Origin of the sequence: Oceanicella sp. SM1341 (assembly GCF_003448965.1) — a bacterium.
GTDB lineage: Bacteria > Pseudomonadota > Alphaproteobacteria > Rhodobacterales > Rhodobacteraceae > Paroceanicella.
Genome location: NZ_QRGC01000018.1, coordinates 1 through 17,041, shown reverse-complemented (window position 1 = coordinate 17,041; position 17,041 = coordinate 1). Strand labels below are relative to the sequence as shown.

The 17,041-nt window shown below is 73.2% G+C and carries 12 protein-coding genes; all 12 read right to left on the bottom strand.

Annotation, left to right across the window (positions count from 1 at the left end; translation table 11 throughout):
• Nucleotides 1-179: 179 nt before the first annotated feature.
• A complete protein-coding gene (recN, locus tag D3P35_RS16010; protein ID WP_118135753.1) occupies nt 180-1,829 on the bottom strand; it encodes a DNA repair protein RecN in 1,650 nt (549 codons plus the stop codon).
• A gap of 19 nt (nt 1,830-1,848) precedes the next feature.
• Nucleotides 1,849-2,685, bottom strand: a complete 837-nt coding sequence (locus D3P35_RS16005) for an outer membrane protein assembly factor BamD (RefSeq protein WP_118135824.1) — start codon at nt 2,683-2,685, stop codon at nt 1,849-1,851.
• Nucleotides 2,686-2,948: 263 nt separating this feature from the next.
• Complete coding sequence (gene lpxC / locus D3P35_RS16000; RefSeq protein ID WP_118135752.1) at nt 2,949-3,860, bottom strand: UDP-3-O-acyl-N-acetylglucosamine deacetylase; 912 nt, start codon at nt 3,858-3,860, stop codon at nt 2,949-2,951.
• 507 nt (nt 3,861-4,367) lie between these two features.
• The gene (gene ftsZ, locus D3P35_RS15995; protein ID WP_118135751.1) at nt 4,368-5,900 is read right to left on the bottom strand and encodes a cell division protein FtsZ; all 1,533 of its coding nucleotides are present in this window, start codon (nt 5,898-5,900) and stop codon (nt 4,368-4,370) included.
• 252 nt (nt 5,901-6,152) lie between these two features.
• Complete coding sequence (gene ftsA / locus D3P35_RS15990; RefSeq protein WP_118135750.1) at nt 6,153-7,490, bottom strand: cell division protein FtsA; 1,338 nt, start codon at nt 7,488-7,490, stop codon at nt 6,153-6,155.
• Nucleotides 7,487-8,413, bottom strand: a complete 927-nt coding sequence (locus D3P35_RS15985) for a cell division protein FtsQ/DivIB (protein WP_118135749.1) — start codon at nt 8,411-8,413, stop codon at nt 7,487-7,489. Before D3P35_RS15985 ends, ftsA begins: the two co-directional genes overlap by 4 nt.
• Nucleotides 8,401-9,315, bottom strand: a complete 915-nt coding sequence (locus D3P35_RS15980; RefSeq protein ID WP_118135748.1) for a D-alanine--D-alanine ligase — start codon at nt 9,313-9,315, stop codon at nt 8,401-8,403. Before D3P35_RS15980 ends, D3P35_RS15985 begins: the two co-directional genes overlap by 13 nt.
• Before the next feature lie 347 nt (nt 9,316-9,662).
• Entirely contained in the window at nt 9,663-10,628 is a 966-nt protein-coding gene (gene murB, locus D3P35_RS15975) for a UDP-N-acetylmuramate dehydrogenase (protein ID WP_118135747.1), read from the bottom strand.
• Nucleotides 10,629-10,729: 101 nt separating this feature from the next.
• Complete coding sequence (gene murC / locus D3P35_RS15970; protein ID WP_118135746.1) at nt 10,730-12,157, bottom strand: UDP-N-acetylmuramate--L-alanine ligase; 1,428 nt, start codon at nt 12,155-12,157, stop codon at nt 10,730-10,732.
• A gap of 25 nt (nt 12,158-12,182) precedes the next feature.
• Nucleotides 12,183-13,289, bottom strand: a complete 1,107-nt coding sequence (gene murG, locus D3P35_RS15965; RefSeq protein WP_118135745.1) for an undecaprenyldiphospho-muramoylpentapeptide beta-N-acetylglucosaminyltransferase — start codon at nt 13,287-13,289, stop codon at nt 12,183-12,185.
• An 85-nt stretch (nt 13,290-13,374) separates the two neighbouring features.
• Nucleotides 13,375-14,544, bottom strand: coding sequence for a putative peptidoglycan glycosyltransferase FtsW (locus D3P35_RS15960; RefSeq protein ID WP_118135744.1), 1,170 nt, complete (start codon nt 14,542-14,544; stop codon nt 13,375-13,377).
• A gap of 1,333 nt (nt 14,545-15,877) precedes the next feature.
• A complete protein-coding gene (locus tag D3P35_RS15955; protein ID WP_118135743.1) occupies nt 15,878-16,654 on the bottom strand; it encodes a hypothetical protein in 777 nt (258 codons plus the stop codon).
• Between the last annotated feature and the right edge of the window lie 387 nt (nt 16,655-17,041).

Here is a 17,041-nt window from a genome sequence, read left to right as displayed (position 1 = left end):
GGGCGCGGCACGCCGGAGGTAGCGCGCTGACACCGGGATCGGGGCACTGGCCGAGGCCTGCGGAACAGGCGACGCGAACAGCGATGCCGAAGCCGCATCGGCGCGCCTGCCACCCGGTATCGGACAGGCCGTCGGCGCCCCGGGCCCGCCGGCACGGTCGCGCCGGCGCCCCGCGGGGCTCAGCTCTCGATGAGGGCGCGGGCGGCGGCGAGGGCCTCGGGGGTGACGGTCTCGCCGGAAAGCATGCGGGCGATCTCGGCGCCGCGCTCCTCCGCGTCGAGCTTCTCGACGGCGGTGCGGGTCTGCCCGCCCTCCACCGACTTGCGGATGCGCCAGTGATGCGCGCCGCGCGCGGCCACCTGCGGCGAATGGGTGACGACCATCACCTGCCCGCCCTCGGCCAGCGCCTCCAGCCGGCGGCCCACGGCGGCGGCGGTGGCCCCGCCCACGCCGCGGTCGATCTCGTCGAACACCATCGGCAGCCCGCCGGAGCGCGCCGCGAGACAGACCTTCAGCGCCAGCAGGAAGCGCGACAGCTCGCCCCCCGAGGCAATGCGGTTGAGCGGGCCGGGCGCGGTGCCGGGGTTGGTCGAGACGGTGAACACCACCTCGTCGCGCCCCTCGGGCCCGGGCTCGGCCGGGCTGATGGCGGTCACGAAGCGCGCCCGCTCCAGCTTCAGCGGCGCGAGCTCGGCCACGATCTCGGCGTCGAGCCGCCCGGCCGCCTCGGCGCGCAGCCGGCTCAGCGCGCCCGCGTGGCGGTCATAGAGCGCCTCGGCCTCCGTGACGGCGCGCTCGAGCGCCGCGAGGCTCTCCTCCCCGCCCTCGATCATCGCCAGCCGGGCGGTGAGCGCCTCGGCGAGCTCGGGCAGCTGGTCGGGCATCACCCGGTGCTTGCGCGCGAGGCCGCGCAGGGCGAAGAGCCGCTCCTCGGCCAGCTCCAGTTCCTGCGGGCTGAAATCGAGCGCGGTGAGCGCGCGCTCCACCCCCTGCTGCGCCTCGCCCAGCTCGGTGAGCGCGCGCTCCAGCGCGTCCAGCGCCTCGTCGAGATCGCCCTCCGCGCCATCGGCGGCACCGGAGAGCCAGCGGCTCGCGTCGCCCATCAGCCCCTCGGCGCCGGAGGGGCCCAGCGCCTCGGCGGCGCGGGCCACGTCCTCGCGGATGCGCTCGGCGCCCTGCATGCGGCGGCGGGCGATGTCGAGCGCCTCCTCCTCGCCGGGCTGGGGGTCGAGCTCGGCGAGCTCGGCCACCGCGTGGCGCAGGTAATCGGCATCGGCGGCGGCACTCTCCTGCGCGGCGCGGGCCTCCGAGAGGGCGCGACGCGCGGCACTCACCCCGCGCCAGGCGGCCCGGGTGTCCTCCACCAGCGCCGCGGCGCCGGCGTGCTGGTCGAGCAGCGCGCGGTGGTTGCGCGGGTCGAGCAGGCCGCGGTCGTCCTGCTGGCCGTGGATCTCGATGAGCGTGTCGGCGAGGGCGCGCAGCACCTCCGCCCCGCAGCGGGCATCGTTCACGAAGGCACGGCTGCGGCCCTGGGCGTCGATCTGGCGGCGCAGGATCAGCTCGTCGCCCGCCGGCAGGCCGGCCTCGGCGAGGATGGCCCGCGCCGGATGCCCCTCCTCGAGGTCGAACTCGGCGGTGACCGAGCCGCTCGCCGCCCCCTCGCGCAACAGCGAGCCGCGCCCCCGCCCGCCGAGCGCGAAGCCCAGCGCGTCGAGCAGGATCGACTTGCCGGCCCCGGTCTCGCCGGTGAGCACGTTGAGCCCGGGCCGGAAACCGAGGTCCAGCGCCTCGATCAGGACGATGTCGCGGATCGTGAGCCCGTGCAGCATGTCGTGCCTTCCGGAACGCTCAGAGCCAGCGGCCCAGAACCACCTGGTCGTAGATCGACTTCAGCCAGCCCGAGCCGGTGGCCTCCGGCCGCAGCCCGCGGTTGGTGAGCAGGGCATAGCTGTCCTGGTACCAGTCGGAGGCGGCGAAGTTGTGGCCGAGGATGGCGCCCGCGGTCTGGGCCTCGTCGGTGAGGCCGAGGGCGAGGTAGCACTCCACCAGCCGGTGCAGGGCCTCGGCGGTCTGGGATGTGGTCTGGTATTCCTCCACCACGGCGCGGAAGCGGTTGATGGCGGCGAGGTAGTGGTGGCGCTTGAGGTAATAGCGCCCGATCTCCATCTCCTTGCCGGCGAGATGGTCCATCGCGAGGTCGTATTTCAGCTTGGCCTGGCGGGCATACTCGGTGCCCGGGTAGCGCAGCTCGGTCTCGCGCAGGGCGCGCAGGGCCTTGAGGGTGAGCTCCTGGTCGCGGCCCACGTCGACGATCTGGTCGTAGTAGGACAGGCCGATGAGGTACTGGGCATAGGCCGCGTCCTTGTCGGCGGGGTAGAAGTCGAGGTAGCGGCGCGCCGCCTGCTCGGCCTTGTCGAACTGCTGGCCCTGGTAATAGGCGTAGGCCGACATGATCATCGCGCGCTTGGCCCAGCTCGAGTAGGGATAGAGCCGCTCGACATCGTCGAAGAGCTGCCCGGCCTCCTCGGCATTGCCGAGGTCGAGCTGCTGTTCCGCGTCTGCGTAGATCTGGTCCGCCGGGCGGTCGTCCTGGGTCAGCTGATCTTCGTCGCTGCCGCTGCATCCTGCCAGCAGGATCATCACTGCGCATGCCGCACCGGTCAGGGCCTTGCCAAACTGAGCCATCACCATCCTCTTAGAACTTCATCCCTGGCCGGGCGCCCCGGGGCGCCCCTGCCGTCCGGCACCGGGCATACCACGAGAAAACCGGCTTGCCAAAAGGTATCGGGGCGCGGGGCCGCCCACGATCTCGTGCAGGCCATACCACCCCGCCGCCGGACATGCAAAAGGGCCCGGAGCGGCCGGAACCGGCCCCCTCAGGCGCCCCGTTCCGGCCCGCTCCGGGCCCTTCGCACGTGTTCCGGCCGGTGCTTCCGACCTGTACCGGCTCAGACCGCGAGGCCGAGCGCCGGCTGGTGGAAGCCCTGCAGGTAGGGCGCGTCCTCGGCGGCGGTGACGAACTCGATCGCCCCGTCGGTGAGGAACAGCTTGCGCAGCAGCTTGTTGGTGAGGCCGTGGCCGGCGCGGATGCCGGTGTAGCGGCCGATGATCGGCGCGCCGGCCAGCGCGAGGTCGCCCACCGCGTCGAGCATCTTGTGGCGCACGCACTCGTCGGCGTGGCGGAAGCCCTCGGGGTTCAGCACCCGGCCGTCCTCCACCACGATGGCGTTCTCCAGCGTGCCGCCGAGGGCGAGCCCGCGCGCGCGCATCATGTCCACCTCTTCCTGGCGGCAGAAGGTGCGGCTGTCGGAGAGCTGGTCGGCGAAGGTGCCGTTGACCATGCTCAGCGCCTTGTGCTGGTGGCCGATGGCGGCATCGGCGAACTCGATCTCGAAGTCGATCTCCAGCCGGTCCGCGGGCTCGAGGATGGCGCGGGCGCCGCCCTGCTCCACCTCCACGCGCTTGCGCACGCGGATGACCCGGCGCGGCGCGTTGAGGCTGCGCAGGCCGGTGGCGCGGATCGCGTCGACGAACACCCGGGCGGAGCCGTCCATGATCGGCACTTCCGGCCCGTCGATCTCCACCAGCGCGTTCGACACGCCGCAGCCCGAAAGCGCGGCCATCAGGTGCTCGATGGTCGAGACGGTGACACCGGAGGCATTGGCGATGCGGGTGTTGAGCGTGGTGTCGGACACCGCGTCCCAGGCGGCGGGCACCAGGGCATCGCGGTCCCGCACGTCGACGCGCTTGAACCAGATGCCGTGTTCCGCGATGGCGGGGCGCACGGTGAGCCGTGCAGGACGCCCGGAGTGCAGGCCAGTCCCGACCAGTGAGAATTCGCGTCTCAATGTGGTTTGCATGTCTTCACCCGCGCTCGATGTTTTTCTTAACTATTGTCCGAGTATCAAATAGGCGGCGGGGCCTGTCTGCTCAATTCACTCTTTGTGACGCTCTGCAACATGCCCCGGGAGGAGGTGCGCTCGTTTGCACGCACCCGGTGTAGGAGCCAACGCGCGGCAGGCCGCCCGTGTTCCGATTCTCCCTGTTCATGAGCGTTTTCCGCCGGTTCCGCGCCGCGGATGACACGGCGGGCGCCGATCACGAAATTTGTGCGGAATTCTGCAACAGGGCCGTGCGCGCGGCCCCTGCCCGCGCCTCGCGGCAGCGCGGGACGGGCGACTCGCGCAGGCCCGGAGACGAGAAAAGCCGGCCGCGGGGTGCGGCCGGCTCGAGGTGGTCCGGGTTTGCCTCGAGGGAGAGGCGGGCCCGACCCCGCGCTGCCGCAGGCGGTGCGGCCGGTCAGCCGGGCGGCGCCCGGTGCGGGGCGGCACCGGCAAGCGGGCCGGTGCCGGACAGGGATCTCGCGATCAGTTCGCCTGGCGGCGCAGGAAGGCCGGGATGTCGATCCGGGCCTGCTCGTCCTCGTCCACCCGGCGGCCGGGCTGGCGCATCTCGGGCTGGCGACGCTCGGCCGGGGCGGGGGCCGGGGCCTCGCGGCCGGCGGCGGCCTGCTGGCCGGTCATGCGGTGGATGAGCCGGTTCAGCGCGCCGCGCTCCTCGGCCTGGGCGAGGCTGTGGGCCTGCTCGGCGGTCGGGCGCTGCGGGGCGGCGGCGGCGGCGGCCGGCTCGCCGGGAACCTTGTTCACCGCGGCCTGCAGGCGGCGCAGGGTCTCGGGCGACGGCTCGCCGCGGCGGGCCACCTCGGGCTCGGCCGCGGCCTGCGGCGCGTACTGCGGCTCGGCCGGCGCGGGGGCCGGGGCGGCCTGCTGCACGGGCTCCTCGTGATGCGGGTTCTGCGGCGGCACGAAGGTGTGGATCGCGGCGGTCGGCTCGGCCGGGGCCTCGGCCTGCGGCGCGGGGGCGGCCTCCTCGGCGGCCGGGCGCGGGGCCTCGGCCTGGCGGCGCTGCGGCATCGGCGGCGCCTCGGCGCGGGCCACTGCATCGATGCCGGTCGCCACCACGGACACGCGCATCACGCCTTCCATCGAGGGATCGAGCGTGGAGCCGATGATGATGTTCGCCTCCGGGTCGACCTCGGCGCGGATGCGGTTGGCCGCCTCGTCGAGTTCGAACAGGGTGAGGTCGTCACCGCCGGTGATGTTGATGAGCACGCCGCGCGCGCCCTTCAGGCTGATCTCGTCGAGCAGCGGGTTGGCGATGGCCTTCTCGGCGGCCTGGATGGCGCGATCCTCGCCCTCGGCCTCGCCGGTACCCATCATCGCCTTGCCCATCTCGTCCATCACCGAGCGGACATCGGCGAAGTCGAGGTTGATGATGCCCGGGCGGACCATGAGGTCGGTGACCCCCTTCACGCCCTGGTAGAGCACGTCATCGGCCAGCATGAAGGCCTCGGTGAAGGTGGTCTTCTCGTTGGCGAGGCGGAACAGGTTCTGGTTCGGGATGATGATCAGCGTGTCGACGACCGACTGCAGGTCGTTGATGCCGCTCTCCGCGATCCGCATGCGCTTGGTGCCCTCGAAGGTGAAGGGCTTGGTGACCACGCCCACCGTGAGGATGCCCATCTCGCGCGCGGTCTTGGCGATGATCGGGGCCGCACCGGTGCCGGTGCCCCCGCCCATGCCGGCGGTGATGAAGCACATGTGGGAGCCGGCGAGGTGATCGACGATCTCCTCGATGCTCTCCACCGCGGCGGCGCAGCCGACCTCGGGCTTCGCACCCGCGCCAAGACCCTGCGTGACCTCGGACCCGAGCTGGATGGAGCGCGGCGCGCGGCTCTGCTGCAGGGCCTGGGCGTCGGTGTTCGCCACCACGAACTCGGCGCCCTCGAGGTTTTTCGCGATCATGTTGTTCACCGCGTTGCCGCCGGCACCGCCGACGCCGAACACAGTGATACGAGGGCGCAGTTCACGCTCCTCCGGCATTCTCAGATTGAGGGTCATAGCAATTCCGCCTGTGTTTTCTGCCCGGCCACATTTTCGCGGCGTTCTCGTGCCGCTTGCGCGGCGCCTCCCACCCGCTCCTGGAGAGGTAGTTGCCGGTTGCCTCCCGGCCCTCCACAGGCTCGATGTGGTGTTGATTCGAAAGTTTAACCTAAACTTAGTGGCCGGTCACGCCGGAATATGGCCGAAAATGGCCCGAAATGGTTAACCAAGGGGTTGTTCGCAGGGGTAAAATCGCCCCTGCCCCGTGGTTTACCAGTTCTCCTTGAACCAGCGCATGGCGCGGCGCAGCCGCAGCGGGCCGTGGCGCGCGGGAAGGTCGAAATCCCAGCATTCGTCCTGCGGCCGGGCGGCGTAGGCGGCGAGGCCCACGGTGGCCGAAAACGGCGCCGCGGTGGCGGGCAGCGGCAGGCCCTGGATGCGCAGCGGCCGGCCGATGCGCACCTGCCGGCCGAGGATGCGGCTGGCGAGGTCCTCCATGCCCGGCATCTGGCTGGTGCCGCCCGTCAGCACCACGCGCTGGGAGGGGAGGTACTCGAAACCGGCGGCGTCGAGGCTGGCGCGCACGTCCTCGAGGATCTCCTCGACGCGCGGGCGGATGACCCCGATCAGCTCGGTGCGCGAGATCTGCCGGCGCTCGTACTCGCGGTCGGCGCCGATGCGGCGCAGCTCGAGCATCTCGCGGTCGTCCATGCCGGTGGCCTGCAGCTCGCCGTGCAGGGTCTTGGTGCGCTCCGCGTCCTCCACCGGGGCGGCGAAGGCCTGGGCGATGTCCTGGGTGATGTGCTGGCCGCCGAGCCGCACCATGTCGGCGAAGATCATGTGCCGCTTGAGGAAGACGGACACCGAGGTGGTCTCCGCCCCCATGTCGACACAGGCAGCCCCCAGTTCCATCTCGTCCTCCACCAGTGCCGAGAGGCCGGAGGCATAGGGCGAGACCGCGACGCCCGCGAGGTCGAGGTCGCAGCGTTTGACCACATGGGCGATGTTGCGGATGGCGGCATGGCTCACGGTGAGCATGTGCATGTCGACCGAGAGCCGCGCGCCCACCTGGCCGCGCGGGTCGGCGAGGCCGGTGCGGTGGTCGAGGGTGAAGTTCACCGGCTGGGCGTGGATCACGTCGCGCCCCTCGCCGAAGGAGGGCATGTCGCAGGCCGCGAGCGCCGCGCCGATGTCCATGGCCGAGACCTCGCCATTGGCCACCCCCACCTCGCCCGACACGCCGTAGGAGCGCGGCTGGCCGCCGGCGATGGAGACGATCACCTGGTCCACGCGCTGGTTGGCGTGTTTCTGCGCCTGGGCGAGCACGGTGCGGATGCCGCGCTCGGTCTCGTCCATCACCGCGATCTCGCCCATCGACACCCCGCGCGAGCGGGTGGAGGAGAAGCCGATGGCGCGCAGCGCGTCGAGCCCGCCCTGGGCGCCCAGCCCGTCGGCGCGGTGGGCGTCGAGCCGCTCCACGTCCACCTTCAGGATCAGGCAGGAGATCTTGGAGGACCCGATATCGATCACCCCCACCACGCCGCGCCGCAGCGCGGAGCGCAGACGGTCGCGCATGTAGCGCTGGCTCTCGAAAAGGCGGGAACTCATGTCTCTTCTCCTTGCGGTTCCGGTTCGCGCTGGCGGGTCATCTCGCCGATCGCGTAAGGCGTGAGGCGCAGCACCGGGCGGTCGCCGTCACGCAGGTCGATGCGCGTGGCATCGCGCGAGAGCAGGTCCTCGGCCTGCTGCAGCGCGATCACCCGCTCCAGCGCCGAGAGCGCGCCCTTCTCGGGCAGCATGATGCGCTGGCCGCGGTCGAGCACGATGTCCCAGCGCCGCTCGCCCACGCGCACGAAGCCGCGCAGCCGCCCCACGATGGGCCGGGCGATGCGCAGGAGCGCCAGCGCCTCGGGCACCGAGCGCTCGGCCCCGGTGCCCAGCAGCAGCGGCAGGTCGGCGCGCACCCCGCGCTCGGCGATCTGGGCGATGCGGTGGCCCTCGGTGTCGAGCAGCACCAGGTCGGCCCCGTCGCGCAGGATGGCGGCGGGCTGCTGCTCGATCACGTTGAGCGAGAGCACGTTCTCCCCCACCACCGACACGCGCGCCTCGCGCACCGCCGCCAGCGCCTCGACCCGCTCGCGCACCTGGCCGAGGTCGAGGTCGAGCGAGGAGACCGGGAAGGCCACGCCCACCGCCTCGGCGATCTGCGCCTTCAGCGGCTCCGAGGCGCCGGTGATGCTCATGCCCACGAGGCGGAACTCGCGCCGCTCGCGCACCGCGTCGACGGCCTTCGCGTACACGCTGTCGATGGCCGCACGGGTTTCGGGCTGGGAGAACAGCAGCCAGCCGGTGCCGCCCAGCACCAGCGTGGGGATCCAGATGCGCACCGCGGCGCGCACCCAGGGGCGCAGCCAGAGCCGGCCCAGCCGGTAGCGGATGCGCGAGGGCGCGGGGTCGCGCTTCACCTTCGGCGCGGGGGCCGGGGCGGGTGCGGGGGGCGGCGTGTCGCGCTCGGCGATCAGCGGCTGCACGAGGCGTCCTCCACCAGCCAGCGGGTGAGCGCGCCGAAGGAGATGCCCTTGTGCGCCGCCTGCTCGGGCGCGAGCGAGGTGGGGGTCATGCCCGGCTGGGTGTTGGTCTCCAGCAGCACCAGCCCGTCGAGGCCGCGGCTCTCGTCCCAGCGGAAATCGGTGCGGCTCACGCCGCGGCAGCCGATGGCGGCATGGGCGCGCTCGGCATAGTCGAGGCAGGCGGCGGTGATCTCCTCGGGCAGTTCGGCCGGCACCACGTGGCGCGAGCCGCCGGCGGTATATTTCGCCGAGTAGTCGTACCAGCCCTCGGTGATGATGTCGGTGACCGCGAGCGCGCGGCCGTCCATCACCGCCACGGTGAGGTCGCGCCCCGGCACGTATTGCTCCACCATCATCCGCTCGGGCATCGCGCCGTCGATCTTCGCCGGGGCGTTGGCCCCCTCGGAGACGAAGTAGATCCCCAGCGACGAGCCCTCGTTGTAGGGTTTCACCACATAGGGCGGCGGCATCGGGTGGGCGCGGCTGATCTCCCCGGAGGGCACCAGCATCGCCTCGGCCACCGGCAGGCCGGCGGCGACATAGGCATCCTTGGAGCGCAGCTTGTCCATCGCGAGGGCCGAGGCCAGCACGCCGGAATGGGTGTAGGGGATGCGCAGCCACTCGAGCAGGCCCTGGACACAGCCGTCCTCGCCCCAGCGCCCGTGCAGCGCGTTGAAGGCGACATCGGGGGCGGCGGCGCGCAGATCCTCCACCAGGCTTTCGCCGGCATCGATCTCCACCACCTCGTATCCTTCGCTCCGGAGCGCTGCGGCGCATTCGCGACCCGAGACGAGCGACACCTCGCGCTCGCCCGAGGGGCCACCCATCAGAACCGCAATCCGGGGCTGTGTCCTGCTCGACATGCCCGCCTCGTTTTCTGCCCCGCTTCCGGGGTCTCGTGCCCCTTGTTCCGGGGCCTGTTTCCCGACGCGCCGAAATCCGGTCGCCGGCTGGTCACCGCATCGCCGTGCGGCTGGTCTTTTCACCGCGCCTCGGGCGCGGGCCTGTCACCGCGCCTGCGGCGGACTCCTGTCTCCGCGCCTGCGGCGCGGGGCTGTCACCGCGCCTGCGGCGGACTCCTGTCTCCGCGCCTGCGGCGCGGGGCTGTCACCGCGCCTGCGGCGCGAGGCGTCACGCCGAAAGCGCTTCCGCCCGCCCCGCCCGTCATCCTGCCCAGCCGGCCCCGGTCAGGGCCCGGGCGACACGTCGGTCAGCGGGCGGCGGAGGCGGGGGAAAGCGGTGCGCGACGGCCGACGCGCATTATTTCCCAGTCTAGCGCTATTCCGCTGGTATTCAAAACTCTTTTGCGCACTTCCTCGCCCAGGTCCTCGAGGTCTGCCGCCGTGGCGCCGCCGGTGTTCACCATGAAATTCGCATGCATGGGCGACATCTGCGCGCCCCCCAGCGAGAGGCCCCGGCAGCCGGCATCCTCGATGAGCTTCCAGGCCTTGAGGTCGTGCACGTCGTCGGCCCGGCCGGTGGAGGAGAAACCGGCGGGGTTGCGGAAGGTCGAGCCGCAGGTGCGCTCCTTCACCGGCTGGCTGGCGGCGCGGCGGGCGAGGGCCTCCTCCATGCGCGCGGCGATCTCCGCCGGGTCGCCCGGCCGGCCGGCGAACACCGCTTCCACCACCACCGAGCCCTCCGGCAGGGCGGAGGAGCGGTAGGCGAAGCCGATCTCGGCGGGAGTGAGGCGCCGGGTCTCGCCCGCGCGGGTGAGGAGGGTCACCTCCTCCAGCACGTCGGCGGTGTAGGTGCCGTAGCAGCCGGCGTTCATCTTCACCGCGCCGCCGATGGCGCCGGGGATGGTGCGCAGGAACTCGAGGCCCGCGATGCCCGCCTCGCCCGCCTTGCGCGCCACATGGGCGTCGAGCGCCGCGGCCCCGGCCCGCACCCGGTGACCGGGCAGGATCTCGATGCCGTTGAAGCCACGCCCCAGCCGCAGGGTCACCCCCGGCAGGCCGCCGTCGCGGATGATGAGGTTCGAGCACACGCCCACCGGCATCACCGGCACCCCGGGGTCGAGGGCGGCGAGAAAGGCGGCGAGGTCGTCGCGGTCCGCCGGCTGGGCGAGCATGTCCGCCGGCCCCCCGGTGCGCAGCCAGGAGAGGCCGGCCATGTCGCGGTCCGGGGTGAGGGTGCCGCGCAGGGGCGGCAGGGTGTCGGCGATCAGGGTCATGGCACCGTCTTTAACCGCCCCCGGAGCCGGGCGAAAGCACCGCCCTGCCCCGGAAGGCTTCATCCGTCACGGTCCGCGGGGCGAAGGCCCCCGGGCCGCGCTCACACCAGCGTGTCGGCCCCCGGCGCCTCGGCCTCGGCGAGGGCGGCGGGCAGCCCATGCGCCCAGGCGCTGATCGTGCCGGCCCCGAGGCACACCACCATGTCGCCCGGCCCCGCCTCGGCGCGCACCAGCGCGGCCAGGTCGGGCTCGCCGGTGATCGCCAGCGCCCGGCGGTGGCCGTGGCTCTTCAGCCCCGCCACCAGGGCATCGCGCGAGGCGCCCTCGATCGGGGTCTCGCCCGCGGCATAGACATCGGTGATCGCCACCACGTCGGCGTCGTTGAAGCAGGTGCAGAAGTCTTCCATCAGGTCGTGCAGGCGCGAGTAGCGGTGCGGCTGGTGCACCGCGATCACCCGGCCGGTGGTGGCCTGCCGGGCGGCCTTCAGCACCGCGGCGATCTCCACCGGGTGGTGGCCGTAATCGTCGATGAGGGTGACACCGTTCACCTCGCCCACCCGGGTGAAGCGCCGGTTCACGCCGCCGAAGGCGCCCAGCGCCATGCGGATCTCGTCATCCGACACGCCGAGGTGGCGCGCCACGCCGATGGCCGCGAGCGCGTTGGAGACGTTGTGGTCGCCCGGCATCGGCAGGCTCAGCCCGTCGATGCGGTGGCCCTCGCCCTGGAACACCACGTCGAAGCGCGCGACGCCGGCCTCGTAGCGCAGGTTCTCGGCCCGCAGGTCGGCCTGGCGGGAGAACCCGTAGGTGAGGATGCGCCGGTCGTCGATCCTGCCCACCAGCGACTGCACCTCCGCATGGTCGATGCAGCACACCGCCAGCCCGTAGAACGGGATGTTGGAGACGAAGGTCTCGAAGGCCGCGCGCACGCCCTCGAAGGAGCCGTAATGGTCGAGATGCTCGGGGTCGATGTTGGTGACGATGGCCACGGTGGCCGGCAGCTTCACGAAGGTGCCGTCGCTCTCGTCGGCCTCCACCACCATCCACTCGCCCGCACCGGGCCGGGCGTTGGAGCCGTAGGCATGGATCACGCCGCCGTTGATCACCGTGGGGTCGAGGTCGCCCGCGTCGAGCAGGGCCGCCACCATCGAGGTGGTGGTGGTCTTGCCATGCGTGCCGGCCACGGCGACGTTGTTCTTGAGCCGCATCAGCTCGGCCAGCATCTCGGCGCGCCGCACCACCGGCAGGCCGCGCTCGCGGGCGGCGTCGAGCTCGGGGTTGCCGCGCTTGATGGCCGAGGAGATCACCACCACCTCCGCCTCGCCGAGGTTCTCCGCCCGCTGGCCGATGAACACCTCCGCGCCCATGCGCTCCAGCCGCTCGGTGATCTTCGAGGCCCGCAGGTCGGAGCCCTGCACCCGGTAGCCGAGGTTGAGCAGCACCTCGGCGATGCCGGACATGCCGATGCCGCCGATGCCGACGAAATGCAGGATGCCGATGTCCTGGGGCAGGCGCGTTGCTGGGCTCATGGTGCGTTTCCTTCGGAACGATGCTTCAGGCGGCCCCGCCTCCCGACAGGGTCTCTCCGGACAGGGCCTCGACGAGATCGGCAAGACGGACATGGGCATCCGGGCGCCCCTCGGCGCGCGCGGCATCCGCCATCGCGGCGGCTTTCTCGGGTGAATTCAGGATCGCGGCGATATGCCCTGCCAGCGCCTCCGGCGTCAACGCCGATTCCGCGAGGGCAACTGCGGCACCTGCGCCCACCAGCCCGCGGGCGTTGGCGGTCTGGTGGTCGTCCATCGCCGCGGCGAAGGGCACCAGCACCGAGGGCCGGCCGATGGCCGAGATATCCGCCACCGAGGAGGCGCCGGAGCGCGAGATCACCAGGTGCGCCCGCGCCAGCCGCTCCGGCACGTCCTCGAAGAAGGGTGCCGTCTCGGCCGCCACGCCCAGCTCGCGGTAGCGGGCGAGCACGCCGCCATCCTCGCCGCGCACCTGCTGGGCCACGTCGAGCCGGGCGCGCAGGGGCGCGGGCAGCAGCGCCACCGCCTCCGGCACGGCCCTCGAGAACAGGCTCGCCCCCTGCGAGCCGCCGATCACCAGCAGCGACAGGCGGTCATCCATCCCCGGCAGGGCCGCGCCCGCCCGCGCCCGCACCGCGGCACGCACCGGGTTCCCGGTGTGCACCGCCTCGGCGCCCTCGGGCAGTGCCGTGGGCCAGATGCCGCAGGCCACCCGGTTCACCCGTGTCGCGAAGAGCCGGTTCACCCGGCCGGGCACGCCGTTCGCCTCGTGGATCAGCCGCGGCAGGCGCAGCGCCCAGGCCGCGGTCATCGCCGGAATGGCCGGGTAGCCGCCGAAGCCGATCACGCAGGCCGGCCGGTCGGCCCGCATCGCCCGCCGCGCGGCCAGCACGCCCCGGAGGATGCGCAGCGGCACGCCGAGCTTGCCCGCCAGCCCGCCGCGCGCGAAGGTGGCCGAGGCCACCACCTCGCGCACCACGGCCTCCGGGAAGGCCCCGGCATAGCGCGCACCGCGCTCGTCGGTGGAAAGCTTCACCCGCCAGCCGCGCGCCAGCATCTCCTCGGCCAGCGCCTGGGCGGGAAACATGTGGCCGCCGGTGCCCCCGGCAGCAATCACCAGCAGTCTTTCGCTCACGCCGGGGCCCCCGGCTCCGCGCCCCGGCCGGACGGCGCGGGGCGGGCGGGTGGGAGCGACGGCCGGGCGGGGCGCGGAGCCGGCGTCACCGCCGCCGCCCCTCGACCAGCGCCTCGGTCAGCTCGTCCTGCGGCCGGCGCCGGGTGAGCGCCAGCAGGAAGCCCAGCGTGATCCCCGCCGCCATCAGCGACGAGCCGCCGTAGCTCACCAGCGGCAGGGTCATGCCCTTGGCCGGCAGCAGCCGGATCGCCACGCCGATGTTGATGAAGGCCTGCATGCCGAACAGCGCCGCGAGCCCGGTGCCCGCCAGCCGCGCGAACGGGTCGCGCTCGCGCTGCAGCCGCGCGAAGGAGCGCAGCACCACCACGAGGAACAGCGCGATGATCAGCGCGCAGAGGACGAGCCCGTATTCCTCCACCGCCACGGCGATGATGAAGTCGGTATGCGCATCCGGCAGGCGCCATTTCACCGTGCCCTCGCCCACGCCCACGCCGAAGAGCCCGCCCTCGCGGATGGCGTTGGTGGCAAAGCCGAGCTGGGTCGTCGGGTCCACGTCGGAGGCGAGGAACCCGTCGATGCGCCGGGCGAAATGCTCGGAGTTGTTGTAGGCCACGAAGCCTACCGCGCTCACCACGCCCGCGAGGCTCACCAGCAGCGGCATCGAGGCGCCGGCGACGAAATACATCATCCCCCAGGTGGCGAGCACCAGCGCGGCCTGTCCGAAATCGGGCTGCAGCGCCAGCAGGGCGGCCAGCACCGCCGCCATCACGAAGGAGAGCAGCTTGCCCGGGGGGCCGGCGATGTCGAAGCTCGCCGCCATCAGCCAGGCCACCAGGATCACGAAGACCGGCTTCACGAATTCAGAGGGCTGCAGCGAGATGAAGCCCAGCGAGTACCAGCGCACCGCGCCCTTGCCGAAATCCGTGCCCAGCACCGGCAGCGCGCAGATCGACAGGAACACCGCCACGAAGCCCAGCACCCCGAGCCTGCGGATGGTCACCGGGTTCTGCATCGACAGCCAGAGCATGCCGGCGAGCGAGACGATGCCGAACACCACCTGGCGGATCACGTAGTGGAACTGCGGCAGGTTGTTCTTCTCGGCCAGCGGCACCGAGGCTGCGAGGGCGAGCAGCAGTCCGATCAGGAAAAGCCCCACCGTCGCCGCGAGGGTCCAGCGGTCCAGCGTCCGCCACCAGCGCGACAGCACCGGCTCGCCCGGACGGGCGGCAACGGTGCCGAAGACCATGTCTGTCATGGATTCAGCCCTTTCGGATCTGCCTGTAGTACTGCCTCGATTTTCTCGAATTTGTCACAGTCTACCCGCAACCGCCGCCCCGATCCAGAGCCTATGCCCCGGCCACACCGCCTGCCGCCGCTCTCTCCCCGCCCCGCCGGCCTCCCCTGCCACACACGGGCCCCCATTCCCGTTTCGTCACCCCCCGCTCCCCCGCGCCGCACGAAATCGTGAAACGCCACCGGCGCGAAATCCCGGGCCCCGCATGCAGGCGCACTGCCCGAAGCCGCCCCCCCTTCCGGCTCCCCCAGCCCCCCGCACGGCCCCGAACCCGCCACCCGCGCCAGCGGGAAGCCGAGAGCCGGGAGCCGGGAGCCGGGAGCCGGGAGCCCGCATGCCCTGCCCCCACCCGGCGCGCGACTTCCCTTTCACACCGCCTCTCCCAGGGCGTCCGCCAGGCGCGAAGGGCCGCGCCCGACCCTGGGTGGGCGCATCGACCTGCGTGGTCGGCGGTTTATCGTGAAAGCCCCGGACGACGGCTGAGCGGCACCCGACATCGCCATCGCGCCCTCCCCGGGGGGAGGGTCGGGCGCGGCCCGGGCTGGTCGCCCGGGCGGAAGGGCCGGCCCCGGCCCCGGCACCCTGGCCGCGCCGATCAGGCAAACACGATCGCCGGAGCGAAGCCCCCCCCCCGGGCGCCGCGCCGGCGGAGGCCCTCCGGGGCCTTCGCCACGCCCGGCGAGCTGCGGGGGCGCAAGCCCCCTCGGCGAGGCGGGCGTTCCGCCCGACAGGTCAGGGCCCGACCACGGCACTCGCCCCGATCCGGGCGCCCGCCGGGCGCGCAGCGCCCGGCCCGGCCCAAAGGCGGAAACACCGACAGGTGATTCCGACACGGGAGCGCTCCCTGCCCGCGGCCGCGCGGCGCCCGGCCGGAGCCCTCCCGCCCTCCGTCGCCCCGCCCTTCGGGCAGGTCTCCTGCGGTTTGGGCCCGGCCGCGCGTACCGCGCGGCTGCAGCGCGGCCTCGGGACCATCGCGCCAACCGGGCGGCGGTTCTCCGAGCCCGTCGCACCCCGGAGCGCCTCCCCCGCCTGGCGGCCCGGACCGGAGCCGCCCGGGGCGCGGCGGCACCCGGCGATGCCCGCCTCCGGCTCCGAAAGCCCGCAAGCCGAACAGCGGCCCGCTCCGGAGGGCGGGCGCGTCACGGCGCCGAACCTCCGGCGGGCCCCGCGGCCACCCTCCGGGAGCCGCCACCCGCACCGCCGTTCATGGACAACCGGACTGCGCGCCGGGACGCCCGCAGCCCGGGGCACGGGACGTCGCCCTGCCCCGGCACGCCGCGGCAGGCCCGGCAGGTCAGCCGGTGATGCGGGTGGCGAGGCGGTAGCGCTCCAGCTCCTCGGGCACGAGGAAATAGGCCTCCTCGGGCGGCGTGCGCAGCGCCGGCACCTGCACCAGCGGGTCGACGCCCATCGCCTCGAAATGCGCCAGCACCTCGGCCTGCAGCGCCTGGATCGAGATCACCGCGTCGCGCGAGGGGATGATCGTGCCCGGCGCCATGTAAGCCTGGTGCATGCCCACCCAGGCCTCGCGCGAGACGATGCGCTCCACCCCGCTCGCCAGCAGCAGCGGGCAGGCCGAGTTGCAGGCCGCGCCCGCCGTCACCGCCGTGTCGAAGCCGCGCTCGCGGATCAGCGCGCCCATGCGCAGCGCCTCGCGCACGTCGCCGCCGGGGGAGTGCAGCGCCACCGTGTCGGGCGGCTCCACGCCGTCGAGCGCGCGCTCCAGCCGGTCCGAGTCCCCCGCCCCGATCTGCCCCTCAAGCAGCAGCACGCGGCCCAGATCCCCCCCGTCCTCGAAGCGGAAGGTGAGGTCGCCCGGCTGGTCGGAGAACCGCACCGGCCCGCCCGGCGCCTCGCGGCCCGGGGCGCGCGGCACGGCGCGGGGGTCGTAGCGGCGGGTCTGGTCGCCCGGGCTCACCGGCGCGGTGGGCAGCGGGCCGTCGGGCGCGCCCGGCATGCCCCAGAATTCGCGCGTGTCCTCCACCACCAGCGCGATGCCGAGGCCCACCTGCAGCGCCAGCACCAGCCGCAGGGCCACGCGCAGCGGGATGCGGGTGAGCAGGCCGATCATGCCGCGCCCGCTCCCACGCCCGGCCGGCCGCCTGCCACGATCAGCCGGGTGCGGAGCGAACGGCCGCCTGCCTCGCAACTCCCGCGGCGCGCGACGGAGTTCGCCGTGCCCCGGCCCCGCGCCCCCACACGGTCCGAGACAGCGCCGGGCCCCGTGCCCCGGCCGCGAAGGCCACTCGCGGCCCTCCTGACCCGGGCGCGGACCGCCCGGGTGCAGCCGGGTTCCTCGCCGGCTCCGCGCCTTGCAGCACCGGGCCCGCGCTTCATCGCGCGGGCAACCCTTCCGACAGACCACGCGCCGCCGCTCCCGCCGCGCGGGCTGCCCGCCACGCGCCGCGCAGCCCGGCCGCCCCGTGGGCGCACGCGCCCGCCCGGATCACCGCCCACT

Excerpts from the sequence above, each read along its gene's own strand:
- recN (WP_118135753.1), bottom strand. The coding sequence starts at position 1,829 with ATGCTGCACGGGCTCACGATCCGCGACATCGTCCTGATCGAGGCGCTG.
- D3P35_RS16005 (WP_118135824.1), bottom strand. The coding sequence starts at position 2,685 with ATGGCTCAGTTTGGCAAGGCCCTGACCGGTGCGGCATGCGCAGTGATG.
- lpxC (WP_118135752.1), bottom strand. The coding sequence starts at position 3,860 with ATGCAAACCACATTGAGACGCGAATTCTCACTGGTCGGGACTGGCCTG.
- ftsZ (WP_118135751.1), bottom strand. The coding sequence starts at position 5,900 with ATGACCCTCAATCTGAGAATGCCGGAGGAGCGTGAACTGCGCCCTCGT.
- ftsA (WP_118135750.1), bottom strand. The coding sequence starts at position 7,490 with ATGAGTTCCCGCCTTTTCGAGAGCCAGCGCTACATGCGCGACCGTCTG.
- D3P35_RS15980 (WP_118135748.1), bottom strand. The coding sequence starts at position 9,315 with ATGTCGAGCAGGACACAGCCCCGGATTGCGGTTCTGATGGGTGGCCCC.
- murB (WP_118135747.1), bottom strand. The coding sequence starts at position 10,628 with ATGACCCTGATCGCCGACACCCTGCCGCCCCTGCGCGGCACCCTCACC.
- murC (WP_118135746.1), bottom strand. The coding sequence starts at position 12,157 with ATGAGCCCAGCAACGCGCCTGCCCCAGGACATCGGCATCCTGCATTTC.
- D3P35_RS15960 (WP_118135744.1), bottom strand. The coding sequence starts at position 14,544 with ATGACAGACATGGTCTTCGGCACCGTTGCCGCCCGTCCGGGCGAGCCG.
- D3P35_RS15955 (WP_118135743.1), bottom strand. The coding sequence starts at position 16,654 with ATGATCGGCCTGCTCACCCGCATCCCGCTGCGCGTGGCCCTGCGGCTG.